Source organism: Gemmatimonadales bacterium, assembly GCA_035502185.1.
GTDB lineage: Bacteria > Gemmatimonadota > Gemmatimonadetes > Gemmatimonadales > JACORV01 > Fen-1245.
Map to the genome: position 1 here is coordinate 43,218 of DATJUT010000103.1, position 12,615 is coordinate 55,832.

Here is a 12,615-nt window from a genome sequence, read left to right on the forward strand (position 1 = left end):
TCCTTCCGCGTCAGGCTTGAATATGGGTGCCCTGTCCCGCGCGGCAAGCGCGCCGTAGCTTGCCTCGCGTGTCCGTCACCGTCCACGTCGTGCCGCACACGCACTGGGACCGCGAGTGGTATCACCCCGCCGCGGTGTTCGGCCTGCGGCTCGTGCGCCTGGTGGACGACCTGATCGAGCTGCTCACCCGCCGCCCCGACTTCCGCACCTTCCTGCTCGACGGCCAGGCCGTCGTGCTCGACGACTACCTCGCCGCCCGGCCCGAGCAGGAGAGCCGCATCCGCCGGCTGTTTGCCGAGGGCCGGCTGGAGGCGGGGCCCTGGTACGTGCTCGCCGACGAGTTCCTGGTGTCGGCCGAGGCGCTGGTGCGGAACCTGTTGGAGGGCGGCCGGACGGTCCGACGCTGCGGCGGGCGCCCGATGCCCGTCGGCTATTCGCCCGACGCGTTCGGGCATCCCGCCGGCCTGCCGACGCTGCTGCGCGGGTTCGGCATCGAGGTCGCGGTGCTGTGGCGCGGCTTCGGCGGCGAGCCGGGCCAGGAGGGCGACCTGTACCGGTGGCGCGCCCCCGACGCGTCCGAAGTGCTGATGGTCCACCTCCCGGCGCCCGGGTACGAGAACGGTCAGAGCCTGCCGGGCGAGCGCGCGGCGCTCGCGGAGCGCTGGGAGCGGCTGCGGGCCCAGCTGGCGCCCCGCGCGCGCTCCCCGTTCTGGCTGGTGCTGGCGGGAGCCGACCATCACGCCGCGCAGCACGACCTGCCGGACGTGCTCGCGCTGCTGACCGCGATGGTGCCGCAGGTGAGCTTCGCCATCTCCCCGCTCGAGGACTACGCCGCCGCCGTCCTGGCCTGGGCGCGGGCGCACGCGCTCCCCGGCGTCGCCGGCGAGCTGCGCGCCGGCCATCGCCACGCGTGGGCGCTGCAGGGCACCCACGGCTCGCGGCTGTACCTCAAGCAGGCGAACGCCGCGTGCCAGCGGCTGCTCGAGCGCTACGCCGAGCCGCTGGCCGCGCTGGAGGAGGTGGGCGGAGGAGCGGGAGGGGGCCGGCGCGCCGAGCTGCGCGTCACGTGGCGCACGCTGCTCGAGAACCACCCGCACGACAGCATCTGCGGCACCAGTGCGGATCCGGTGCACCGGGAGATGACGGTGCGCTTCGAGCGGTGCCGGCAGCAGGCGCTGGAGATCGTGGCGCGCGCGCTCGACGGCACGATCGGACACGACGCGGCGGCCGCGCGCCTGGCCGGCCGGCCGGCCTGGACGCCCGCGCTGCTGGTCTTCAACCCGTCGCCCGCGCCGCGCGACGCCGTGGTCGATGCCGAGGTGGCGCTGTTCGAGGCCGACGTGTCGGTGGGCCAGCAGCGGGTGCCTCCGGCCCCTGCCGTGCGGGCCGGCGCGTTCCGGCTGGTCGGGCCCGATGGCCGGACGGTGCCTTTCCAGGAGCTGGCGACCCGCGAGGGGCACGACCTGGTCGAGAGCCCGACGCGCTACCCGCTCTCCGCCGCCGTCGAGTGGCGGCGCGTGGCCGTGCGCGTCCGCGACCTGCCGCCCCTGGGCGTGGTCGCCCTGCGCGTCGAGCCGGAGGCGGACCGGCCGCCGGCGGCCGGCGCGATCGAAGCGGCCGACGCATCGCGGGTCGAGGTCGAGGGAAACGCGATGTGGAACGAGCACCTGGCCGTGCTCGTCGAGCCGGACGGGAACCTGCAGCTGGTGCACCGGGCGAGCGGCGAACACTACGGAGGGCTCGCGGCGCTCGAGGACAACGGGGACGCGGGTGACAGCTACACGTACTCGGCGCCGCGGCCCGACCGCCTGGTGCGCGTGCCGGACGAGGTGGCGGTCCGGGTGCTGCATGCGGGACCACTGCGGGGCACGCTCGAGATCGCGCGCCGCCACGACCGCGCGGCACTCGAGACGGTGACGCGCGTGACGCTGGACGCCGGAAGCGACCTGGTCGAGGTCGAGATCGAGGGCGAGAACCGGCGTACCGACCACCGGCTCCGCGCCGCGTTCCCGCTCGGGCGCGCCGCGGAGCGCGAGGTCGCGGACGGCCTGTTCGGTCCCGTGGAGCGGGCGGGGAGACCGGCGCCGCCGATGCCGAGCGGCGTCGAGCAGCCGGCGCCGACGGCGCCGATGCAGCGCTGGGTCGCCGTGGCATCGGGCGGCCGGGGAATCACGGTGCTGGCGGACGGACTGCCCGAATACGAGCTGAGGCCCGACGGCACGGTGCTGGTCACGCTGCTCCGGGCCTTCGGCCAGATGTCGCGGGAGGACATGCCGGAGCGGCCCGGGCATGCCGGCTGGCCCACGCCCACCCCGGAGGCCCAGTGCCTCGGGCCGTTCCGCGCCCGGCTCGGCCTGTGCCCGCTCGGGGGCCGCGCGCTGGAGGATCTCACCGAGGTCGAGCGGGCGGCCGAGCGGTTCCACGCGCCCGTGCTCGGGGCGATGCGCCGCGCCCTGCTCGCCGCGCCGGATCCCGTGCGGGGGCCGGCGCTGGCCGGCCGGGGCCTGGTGTTCTCCGCGCTGAAGCCCGCCGACGCCGGCCGCGGCCTCGTGCTGCGCTGCTACAACGCGCTGCCGCGGGCGACGGCCGGCGAGTGGCGACTCCCGTGGCGGATCGCCACTGCGCATCTCGCCCGCCTGGACGAGACGCCGCAGGCGCCGGCGGAAATCGGGGCGGAGGGGGTGGTGCGGTTCCTGGCGGCGCCGCGCGCCGTCGTGACCATCCTGGTGCGCTAGGGGACGCGCTCGCCGGCGAGCACGCTCTCCATCGCGTCGGCGATCCAGCTGAAGGCCAGCACGACCAGGGCCACCGCGACTGCCGGTGCCAGGCTCACCCACGGCGCGATCATCAGCGCGTCGCGCCCCGACGCGATCATGTTGCCCCACGACGGCATCGGGGGTTGCACCCCGAGGCCGAGGAACGACAGGCCGGCCTCGAGCATGATCGCGCTGCCCACGCCGAGCGCGGCCGCCACCAGCGCCGGGGTGAGGGCGTTCGGGAGCACGTGCGCCAGGAGCACGCGGAGCGGCGGGGCCCCGAGCGCGCGCGCGGCCTGCACGAATTCCCGCACGTCGAGGGAGCGGACTTCGCTCCGCACCAGCCTGGCCACCGTCATCCACCCGGTGACGCCAAGCGCGAGCACCGTGACCACGGCGCCCGGCTCCACCAGCGCGACGAGCAGGAGCAGGAACGGCACCCGCGGGATGGCGAGCGCGGCGTCGGTGACCGCCACGATGGCCCGGTCCACGGCCCCGCCCGCATAGCCCGCGACCGCACCCGCGCCGACGCCGACGGCGGTGGACACCAGCGCGGCCAGCACGCCGACGGCCAGCGAGATCCGCGCGCCAGCCAGGAGTCGGCCGAGCACGTCGCGTCCGAACCGGTCCGTCCCCAGCGCGTGCCACGCCCCGTCGGGGGTCCGCGACAGCGGGCCGGCGAACCGCCGCGCGACGATGTCGGCGAATCCGCCGGCGGGATGGTCCAGGAGCAGCGGGCCCGCGATCGCTCCCACGACGAACACGGCGATGAGCGCCGCACCCGCCCGCGCGCGCGGGTCGGCCCACGCGCCGGCCAGGAGCCCGGTCCGCGCGCTCACGCGGCCGTCCTGCGGCGCGGATCGGTGAGCGCCGCCAGCGCGTCGGCCAGCAGGTTGCCGGCCACGACCAGCACCGCGAACACCGCGGTGGACGCCATCACCACCGGGTAGTCGCGCGCCAGCACGGCCTGCACGGTGACCCGGCCCATCCCCGGCCAGGCGAAGATGGACTCCACGAACACCACGCCGGAGAACAACGCGGGGAGCTGGAGGCCGAACAGCGTGACGACCGGTCCCAGGGCGTTGCGGAGGGCGTGCCGCAGCAGCACCCGGGACTCGCGCAGACCCTTGGCGCGCGCGGCCCGCACGAACGGCTGGCGCAGCGCGTCGATCACCGCGCCGCGCACGAAGCGCGCGGTGCCGGCCACCCCGACGATCGCGAGCGTCGCGACCGGCAGCGCCAGGTGTCGCAGCCGGTCGGTGAACCGCGCGGCGGGTCCGAGCAGGTCCGCCCCCAGGCCGGCGGCGCCGAAGGCGGGAAACCGCAGGACGGCCGGCCAGCGCCACAGGGCCGTACCGTAGGCGAAGGTGGCCACCAGGCCGAGGGCGACGACGTACGAGGGCAGGGCGTAGAGCAGCGTCGTCGCCGCCGTCACGGCCGCGTCCGTGCGGGAGGCCCGCCGCGCGGCCTGCCAGGCGCCGAGCAGGAGGCCGCCCACGTAGGTCAGCAGCAGCGACGCGCCCACGAGGAGCAGGGTGGGGCCGACCGCGTCCCCGATCACCGCGGACACCGGGCGCTGCTGCGCGATGCTGGTCCCCCACCGGCCGCCCGCGAAGCGGGTGAGCCACTCCAGGTACTGGACGGGCAGCGGGCGATCGAGGCCGAGCGCGTGGCGGGTGGCGTCCACGGTGGCGGGGTCGGCCCCCGGGCCGAGGAACAGGCGCACCGGGTCGCCGGGCACCAGGTGCAGCGCGACGAACGTCGCCGTCACCACCAGCAGGACGGTGAGCGCGGCGACCAGCAGCCGGCGCGGCAGCGCGGTGCGCATGTCGCCAATCTCGCGGCAGGTGTCCGTTTTCTCTAGCTTCCGGGCGTGCGGTGGTGGGGGATGGCCTGCGTGCTGGCCGCGGCGGGGTGCCGCAACGTCGCCCCGCCGGCGACGGTGTTTTACGCGTCGGGCGCCGAGCTGCAGTCGATCAACCCCCTGCTCACCGTCCACCCGCTCGCCCGGCAGGTCCAGCGCTACGCCTTGTTCCTGACGCTCGCGCGCTACGACACGGCGATGGTGGCGCAGCCGTATCTGGCCGAGCGCTGGCGGTGGAGCGCCGACCGGCGCACGCTGGAGCTGACCGTGCGGGGCGACGTGCACTGGCACGACGGCGCCCCGGCCGGCGCGGCCGACGTCGTGTACACGCTGGACGCGGCGCGCGACAGCGCCACGGGCTACCCGCGCCGCGCGGACCTCGCGTGCCTCGCTGGCGTGCGGGCGGTGGACGCCCGGGCCGTGCGCCTGGAGTTCTGCCGGCCCCAGCGCGGCATTCCGGACGTTCTCACCGACCTCGCGATCCTGCCGGCGCACCTGCTGGCGGGGGTGCCGCACGCCGAGCTGCGGCACGCCGCGTTCAATGCGCGCCCGGTGGGCGACGGCCCGTTCCGGTTCGTGTCGCACACGCCCGACCAGCGCTGGGTGTTCGAGGCGAATCCGGACTTCCCGGCCGCGCTCGGCGGGCCGCCGGGGCTGGGGCGTTTGGTGATCGTGATCGTGGACGAGCCTGCCACCAAGCTCGCGGGCCTGGTGACGGGCGAGCTGGACGTCGCCGGCATCCTGCCGATGCACGCCGCCCTGGTGCGCCGGGATCCGGCGCTGGCCGTGGTGAGCTACCCGCTCCTGCTGACCTACGGCCTGGTGTGGAATACCCGGCGCGCGCCGCTGGACGACCCGCGCCTGCGACGCGCGCTGACGCTCGCGCTCGATCGCCGCGCGATGGTCGACGCCTACCTCTATGGCTTCGGCGTCGTGGCCGACGGACCGGTGCCGCCCTGGCACCCCCTGGCGGTGCCGGTCGCGCGCGTGCCCTTCGACCGCGCGGCGGCGGGCGCGCTGCTGGACTCGCTCGGCTGGCGCGCCGGCGCAGACGGCCGGCGCCGGCGCGGCGGACGGCCGCTGGCGTTCACGGTCCTGACGGTGGGCACCGCGGACAACGCGCTCGAGCAGATGATCCAGGCCGACCTGGGGGCGGTGGGCGTGGGCGTGCGCATCCGGCAGCTGGAGCTGGGCGCGTTCCTGGCGCGGGCGGGCGGAGCCGCCCGCGATTATGATGCTCTCGTGACCGGCGTGCTCGGCGACCTGTCCCTGGGCTACCTGCGCGGCCTGTTCGATTCGCGGCTTCGCGACGAGCCGCTGCAATACGCGCAGTACGCCGATGCGGCCGTCGACCGCGCGCTGGACGCCGGCGATTTCGCGGCGGTGCAGCGCATCGTGGCGCGGGACCTTCCGATCACGTTCCTCTATCACGCCATCGGCCTGCAGGGCATCAACCGCCGCGTGCACGGCGTGCGGATGGACCTGCGGGGCGAGCTGGCCACGCTGCAGCGCTGGCACCTCGATCCCGCCGCGCGGCGTCCGTGACGATGCGGATCGCCCACGCCCGCGCGCCGCTCCGGATCGACCTGGCGGGAGGCTGGACCGACGTCGCCCCCTACGCCGCGCGATCCGGGGGCGCCGTGGTGAACCTGGCGATCACGCTCCGCGCTCACGTTCAGGTGCGTCGGCAGAAGGGCGGGGTCAGCCTGCACGCCCTCGACCTGGGGGCCGCCGTCTCGGCCCGCCGCGCCGCGGAGCTGCGGCCGGACGGCGAGCTGGGCCTGCTCAAGGCGGCGGCGCGGCGCCTGGGCCCGCCGGGGGGCTTCGAGGTCCTCACCAGCAGCGACGCGCCGCCGGGCTCCGGCCTCGGCGGCTCGGCGGCGATGGGCGTCGCCCTGGTGGCGGCGTTCGCGGCGCTGCGCGAGGAGCGGCCGCTGGCGGCGGAGATCGCGCAGCGCGCCTTCGAGCTGGAGGCGGGCGACGCCGGGATCGTGGGCGGGCGTCAGGATCAGTACGCGGCCTCGCTGGGCGGCCTCCAGTTCCTGGAGTTCGACGCGCGGCGCGTCAGCGCCACCCGGCTGGATCCGGGCGAGGACGGCCTGCGCGAGCTGGAGCGCCACCTGGTGCTGTGCTACAGCGGCGCCTCCCGGCTGTCGGCCGAGATGCACGCGCAGGTGTGGCGGCGGTACGCGGACGGCGACCACGCCGTGGCGCTCGCGCTGGACGGCCTGCGCGAGTGCGCGCTGGAGATGCGCGACGTCCTGGCGCGGGGCGACGTGGCCGCGGTGGGCGGCCTCCTCCTGCGCAACTGGGCGCACCAGTGCGCGCTCGGCGAGGGGATGGAGACGCCCGCGATGAGCGCGCTCGCGCGGGCGGCGGCGGCCTCGGGCGCCGCGGGGTGGAAGGCGTGCGGCGCAGGGGCGGGCGGATGCATGGTGTTTCTCGCGAAGGCGGGGCGGGCGTTCGCGGTCGCCGAGGCGCTGCGGGGTGCGGGCGCCACGGTGCTCCGGTACGCGGTCGACGGAACCGGCGTCGTGACCTGGCTGGGAGGGGAGCGCTGAGATGCGCAGCCTGATCGTCTCGCTGGACGCGCTGGAGCGGCGCCGGCCGGAGCTGGCGGCCTCGCCCGAGCTGGCCGCGTTGCGGGCGCGGCTGCGCTCCGAGCTGGACGACATCGCGGCGCGACCGCTGTACATCCCGGAAGCCAAGGCCCTGCTGTCGCGCTGGGGCGCGGCGTGCCGGGACGACGGCGCGGAGCTGGTCTTCGACCCGTGGTCGCCGCAGGGGCAGCGCTGCTCCCGCTGCGGCCGCGTGTGGGCCACCGACCAGAGCCACCGCTGGTGGGTGTACTGGTACCAGCTGTGGCTGGCGGAGCAGTGCTGGCAGCTGGCGCTGCTCGGCCTCCTCGACGCCGCGCCGCGGCTCGAGGCCCGCGCGCTCGAGATCCTCGCCGGGCTGGCGTCCCGCTACCTGACCTATCCCAACGCCGACAACGCCCTCGGCCCGAGCCGTCCGTTCTTCTCGACCTACCTCGAGTCCATCTGGGTGCTGCAGGTCGCCGCGGCCGCGTCGCTGCTTGCCGAGCACGGCCGGCTGCCCGGCGACCTGGAGCGCGAGCTGGTGGCCCGGCTGTTCCGGCCCTCGGCCGAGACGATCGCCGACTACGACGAGCCGGGCTCCAACCGGCAGGCGTGGAATGCGGCCGCGCTGTACGCGCTCGGCGCCGTGCTGGACGACGCGGGACTCCGCGAGCGCGCGGCGCACGGCCCCGCAGGCATCCTCGCCACGCTCGACGGGGGACTGCGGTCCGACGGCCTGTGGTACGAAGGCGAGAACTACCACTGGTTCGCGCTGCGCGGCCTGGCGTGGGGCGCCGAGATGCTGCGGACGGCGGGCGAGGCGGACCTGTGGACGAGCGACGCGGCGGCGGCGGCCAAGTTCCGCGACGGATTCTGGGCGCCGGTCCGGACCGCCCTGCCGGACTTCACGTTCCCGGCGCGCCGCGACTCCAAGTTCGGCGTCTCGCTCCGCCAGCGCCGCATGGCGGAGCTGTGGGAGCTCGCGCTCGCCCGCACCGCTCGCGCGGACCTCGCGGCGCTGCTGGTCCACGTCTACGACCCGGCGGTGGCGGTCGTCGAGGGCGGCAGGGGCCTGGTGACCGAGGTGGAGCGCGCCGAGCCGCCGACCGGCGTGCGGCGGCCGGACCTGGGTTGGAAGGGCCTGGTGTGGGCGGTGGAGTCGCTGCCGCCCGCCGCCGCGCCCTCGTGGCCGCCCGGCTCGGCGCACCTCGAGGACACCGGGCTGGCGGTCTTCCGGCGGGACGCCGGCCGGACCTACGCCAGCCTCGACTACGGGGAGAGCGGGGGCGGGCACGGGCATCCGGATCGCCTCAACCTCACGCTCCACGCGGGCGGCGTGCCGTGGCTGGTGGACTTCGGCACCGCGTCGTACGTCGCGCCGTCACTCGGGTGGTACCGCTCGACCCTGGCGCACAACGCGCCGCTGGTGGACGGACTGTCGCAGGGGCCGGCGCAGGGCGTGTGCGTGGGCTACGAGGAACGCGGCGACTACGGCTGGGTGTGCGCGCAGCTGGCGGAGGGATCGGCCTACGACGGCGTGGGCCTGCAGCGCACCATCGTGGTGACGCCCGGGTACCTGCTCGACGTCGTCCAGATGGCGAGCGGCGTCGGCGAGCGGATGCTGGCGCTCCCCTGGCACGGGTGGGGCCGCGTGGAGCCGCACGGGGCGGGCCTCACCTTCGTGCGCGACGACGGGACGCTGCATGTCCTGCTCGCGGGGCGGCAGCCCTTCCAGGTGCAGCTCTCGACCGCGCCGGGTCCGCCGGTCGGTGGCGGCGATGGCGAGGACCTCCAGTTCGCGGTCGTGGTCTCCTCCGGCGAGGAGGTGACGCTCGCCGCGTGCGTGGCCCACCAGGGCGGCGTCGAGGAGCTCGAGTGTCACAAGGGATCGTTCGTGGTCCGGCTCGCGGGCGGCGGGATGCACTCGCACGCGCCCACGGAGCACGGCTGGCACATCGACCTGGGGCGCGGGGATCCCATCGAGCTGGGCGGGGCGCGCGAGCCGCCGGAGGAGGCGGTGCCCGCCGCCGCACCGGCGCCGGAGGCGCGGGTCGCCGCGGCGCGGAGCCTCCTGGTGCGGGAGCCCCCGGCGCTCGACGGCACGCTGGCCGGCTTCCGGGTCGACGAGCCGCTGGCGCTCGATCGGGCGGATCAGTTCCGGCGCGCCGAGGAGCCGTGGGCGGGCCCGGAGGCCTTCTCCGCGCGGGCCTGGCTGAACCACCTGGACTCGACGGTATTCCTCGCGGTCGAGGTCACGGCGCCCGAGCCGGCGTTCCGGGCACGCGGTGAGGCGGATCCGGAGTGGGACAACGAAAGCCCCGACATCCACTCGGACGGGATCCAGGTGTACGTCGAAGGCGTGAGCTTCCTCGGCTGGCTGGTGGTGCCCGACGGCGACGACGAGTCGGAGCTGAAGGTGTCGGCGGTGCGCGGCACCGACGCGTCGTCCGAGATGCTGCACGGTGCGTGGGCGCCGACGGAGCGCGGCTACCGGATCACCTGTGCCATCGAGCTGCCGGACGACGTGGGGGACTTCGGCTTCGACCTGTGCGTGAACCGGTTCCGCGAGGGACGGGAGCGGCGGGTCGGTCAGCTGGTGTGGTCGGGTGCGGGCGGCAGCCGCCTCTACCTGGCGGGGGACCGGCCGTTGAGCCACCGGCTGCCGCTGGTGGCGGCGCGGCCGTGAGGATCGGGTGAGCGACGCCGGCGACCTGGAGCGGCGCGCCGCGAGGGCCGTGGCGGGCTTCACGTCCACCCGCTCCAAGGGCCCCGACGCGATGTTCGGCGGGCCCGGCGGGCCGACGCACCTGGTGCGCTCGCGCGGCGCGCGAGTGGAGACGGTGGACGGCCGCGAGCTGCTGGACTGGACGATGGCCCTCGGCGCGGTCGCCCTGGGCTACGCCCACCCGAGGGTCGTGGAGGCCGCCGCACGCGCGGCCCGCGACGGCGCCGTGGGGCCGCTGCCGCACCGGCTGGAGGTCGAGGTGGCCGAGCGGCTGTGCGCGTGCTATCCCGGGGCCGGGCTGGCGCGCTGGTTCAAGACCGGCGCCGAGGCCGTGCAGGCCGCGGTGCGCGTGGCGCGGCTCGCCACCGGCCGCGAGCGGGTGGTGCATGTCGGCTACCACGGGTGGCTGGACGGACCGACCGTCGGGGCCGGGGTGCCGCGCGGCACCGCGGCGATGTGGGCCACGGCACCGTTCGACGACCTCCCGGCGCTCGGGGAGCGGCTCACCGCGGCCGACGCGGCGGCCGCGATCGTCGTGGAGCCGGTGATCGAGCGCGCGCCGTCGCCGGGGTGGCTCGCGGGAGTGCGCCGCCTGGCGACGGAGCACGGCGCCGTGCTGGTGTTCGACGAGATCAAGACGGCCTTCCGCCTCGCGGCCGGCGGGGCGGCCCGGCGTTGGGACGTCCAGCCGGACCTGGCCGTGGTGGGGAAGGCCCTGGCGAACGGCTTTCCGCTCGCCGCGCTGCTGGGACGTGCCGAGCTGATGGCGCGGGTGCGGGAAACCTGGATCTCCTCGACGCTCGCCACGGAGTTCGTGGCGCTGGCCGCGGCCGGCGCGGTGCTCGACGTATGGGCCGAGATCGACGTGGCGGCCCACCTGGCGCGGGTCGGAACCGGGATCCGGGCGGCGCTGGAGGCCTGCGCCGCGGCGGGAGGGTGGACCGTGGAAGGCATGCCCGAGATGTGGTTCCTGCGGTTTTCCGACCCCGAGCGCGAGCGGCGGTTCCTGCTGGGATGCGTCGGCCGGGGCGTGCTCCTCAAGCGCGGCGCCTACGACTTCCCCAGCCTCGCCCACGGTGACGCCGAGGTGGAGGAGACGATGCGCGCCGTCCGCGCCACGCTGCCGGAGCTGGGTCCGTGACCCGGGCGGCGGCGCCGCGGCCGCTGGTGGACGTGCACGCGCACTTCCTCCACGAGGGCTGCGGGCGGACGGACTGGGCCGGGCGGAACGCCAGCCGCCTCGCGGCGGGCGCGCGCATCGGCATCACGGTGCACGTGGCTTCCATCCTGGGCAGCTTCGGGCACACTTCGCCCACGTACTTCCCGTCGCCACCGGACGTGTCGGCCGGGAACGAGGCGATGCGGGCCATCGCGCGCGCCCACCCGGGCGTGGTCCTGGGCTACGTGACGGTGAACCCCAACTACGCGGACCACGCCATCGCCGAGATCGAGCTGGGTCTCGCGGCGGGGATGGTCGGCGTCAAGCTCGCCGCCAGCCGCCGCGCGAGCGATGCGCTGCTGGATCCGATCGCGGCGCTCGCGGCCGAGCGCGGGGTGCCCGTGCTCCAGCACGTCTGGCAGCGCCGCGTGCGGGAGGTGCCGGGCCAGGAAATCTCCGACGCGCTCGATCTCGCGGCGCTCGCGGCGCGCCACGGCGCCGGCCGGTTCATCCTCGCGCACATCGGGGGCGGCGGCGACTGGGCGCACTCGCTGCGCGCCCTCGCCACGGTGCCCAACGTGTTCGTGGATCTCTCGGGCAGCGGCGTGGACCGGGGGATGCTCGAGCTGTGCCTGGAGTGCGTGGGGGCGGGCCGGCTGCTGTGGGGCACGGACCTGACGATGGACACGGGGCTCGCGAAGCTGCGCGCGCTGGAGGCGATGAACCTCGCGGGCGATGCACTGGAGGAGATCCGATGGAAGACCGCGGCGCGGCTCTTCCGCCTGGGCTTGTAGACCACAACGCGCTGATCGGCGCGTACCCGTTCCGGCGTCTGCCCGACCCGACGCCGGAGCGGCTGGTCGCCGAGCTGGAGCGGCTGGGCATCGCCCGCGCGTGGGTCGGGCACGTGCCGAGCATCTTCTACCGCGACGTGGCCGCGGGCAACGACGAGCTGCTGCGCTGGCTCGAGCCGCACCGCCCGCGCCTGCTGCCGGTGCCGGCCGTGAACCCAGCGTACCCGGGCTGGCGGCGGGAGCTGGAGCGCGCCCGCGCCGGGGGATGTCCGGCGGTCCGGACCTATCCGGCCCACTACGGGTTCGACGCCGCCGGTCCCGAGATGCGGGCGCTGGCGGGGGCGTGCGGCGATCTCGATCTCGCGCTGGTGCTGACGGTGCGCCTCGAGGACGGACGGCAGCGCCACCGGCTCGACGTCGCGGGCGAGCTGCTGGGCGCCGACGTGCGCGCGACGGTCCGCGCGCACCCGCGGGTGCGCGTCCTGGTGACCAACGCGGACCGCGCGTTGATCGAGGAGGTGCACTTCGGCTCCACGCCCGAGGAGGCCGCGCGCCTGCACTGGGACATCGCCTGGCTGTGGGGGCCGCCCGACGACCAGCTGGCGGCGCTCCACCGGAGCATGGGAAAGGACCGCTTCGTGCTCGGAACGCACTTCCCCTTCCGGCTCCCGGAGGCGGCGCTCGCGCGCCGGGCGCTCGCCGAGTAGCGGCGTCGCGCCCACCCGCATAGCTTGCCCG

The 12,615-nt window shown here is 76.0% G+C and carries 9 protein-coding genes; 7 read left to right on the plus strand and 2 right to left on the minus strand.

All coding sequences use genetic code 11. The annotated features are described in order from the left end of the window. The first annotated feature begins 68 nt into the window (after positions 1 to 68). A complete protein-coding gene (locus tag VMF70_13860; protein ID HTT69104.1) occupies positions 69 to 2,735 on the plus strand; it encodes a glycoside hydrolase family 38 C-terminal domain-containing protein in 2,667 nt (888 codons plus the stop codon). Here the strand turns inward: VMF70_13860 and VMF70_13865 are convergent. Further along, positions 2,732 to 3,595 (minus strand): ABC transporter permease, encoded by an 864-nt coding sequence (locus VMF70_13865; GenBank protein HTT69105.1) that lies wholly within the window; start codon positions 3,593 to 3,595, stop codon positions 2,732 to 2,734. The genes VMF70_13860 and VMF70_13865 overlap by 4 nt on opposite strands. Then, positions 3,592 to 4,584: an ABC transporter permease gene (locus VMF70_13870; GenBank protein HTT69106.1), complete on the minus strand. Its 993-nt coding sequence runs from the start codon at positions 4,582 to 4,584 to the stop codon at positions 3,592 to 3,594. Before VMF70_13870 ends, VMF70_13865 begins: the two co-directional genes overlap by 4 nt. A 60-nt stretch (positions 4,585 to 4,644) precedes the next feature. Here VMF70_13870 and VMF70_13875 point away from each other — a divergent pair, with 60 nt between their 5' ends. The 6 genes from VMF70_13875 to VMF70_13900 are packed head-to-tail and all read left to right on the plus strand — an operon-like array spanning position 4,645 to position 12,584. Next, positions 4,645 to 6,165, plus strand: a complete 1,521-nt coding sequence (locus VMF70_13875) for a peptide ABC transporter substrate-binding protein (GenBank protein ID HTT69107.1) — start codon at positions 4,645 to 4,647, stop codon at positions 6,163 to 6,165. Positions 6,166 to 6,167: 2 nt separating this feature from the next. Continuing rightward, the gene (locus VMF70_13880; protein ID HTT69108.1) at positions 6,168 to 7,181 is read left to right on the plus strand and encodes a hypothetical protein; all 1,014 of its coding nucleotides are present in this window, start codon (positions 6,168 to 6,170) and stop codon (positions 7,179 to 7,181) included. A 1-nt stretch (position 7,182) separates the two neighbouring features. Beyond that, positions 7,183 to 9,885, plus strand: a complete 2,703-nt coding sequence (locus VMF70_13885; GenBank protein ID HTT69109.1) for a heparinase II/III family protein — start codon at positions 7,183 to 7,185, stop codon at positions 9,883 to 9,885. 7 nt (positions 9,886 to 9,892) lie between these two features. Beyond that, positions 9,893 to 11,065, plus strand: coding sequence for an aminotransferase class III-fold pyridoxal phosphate-dependent enzyme (locus VMF70_13890; GenBank protein HTT69110.1), 1,173 nt, complete (start codon positions 9,893 to 9,895; stop codon positions 11,063 to 11,065). Then, positions 11,062 to 11,877: an amidohydrolase family protein gene (locus VMF70_13895; GenBank protein HTT69111.1), complete on the plus strand. Its 816-nt coding sequence runs from the start codon at positions 11,062 to 11,064 to the stop codon at positions 11,875 to 11,877. The genes VMF70_13890 and VMF70_13895 overlap by 4 nt, the downstream gene beginning before the upstream one ends. Next, positions 11,838 to 12,584 (plus strand): hypothetical protein, encoded by a 747-nt coding sequence (locus VMF70_13900; GenBank protein HTT69112.1) that lies wholly within the window; start codon positions 11,838 to 11,840, stop codon positions 12,582 to 12,584. The genes VMF70_13895 and VMF70_13900 overlap by 40 nt, the downstream gene beginning before the upstream one ends. Positions 12,585 to 12,615 lie beyond the last annotated feature (31 nt).

Coding starts and splice junctions, on each gene's coding strand:
- VMF70_13870 (HTT69106.1), bottom strand. CDS start 4,584: ATGCGCACCGCGCTGCCGCGCCGGCTGCTGGTCGCCGCGCTCACCGTC.
- VMF70_13875 (HTT69107.1), top strand. CDS start 4,645: ATGGCCTGCGTGCTGGCCGCGGCGGGGTGCCGCAACGTCGCCCCGCCG.
- VMF70_13880 (HTT69108.1), top strand. CDS start 6,168: ATGCGGATCGCCCACGCCCGCGCGCCGCTCCGGATCGACCTGGCGGGA.
- VMF70_13885 (HTT69109.1), top strand. CDS start 7,183: ATGCGCAGCCTGATCGTCTCGCTGGACGCGCTGGAGCGGCGCCGGCCG.
- VMF70_13900 (HTT69112.1), top strand. CDS start 11,838: ATGGAAGACCGCGGCGCGGCTCTTCCGCCTGGGCTTGTAGACCACAAC.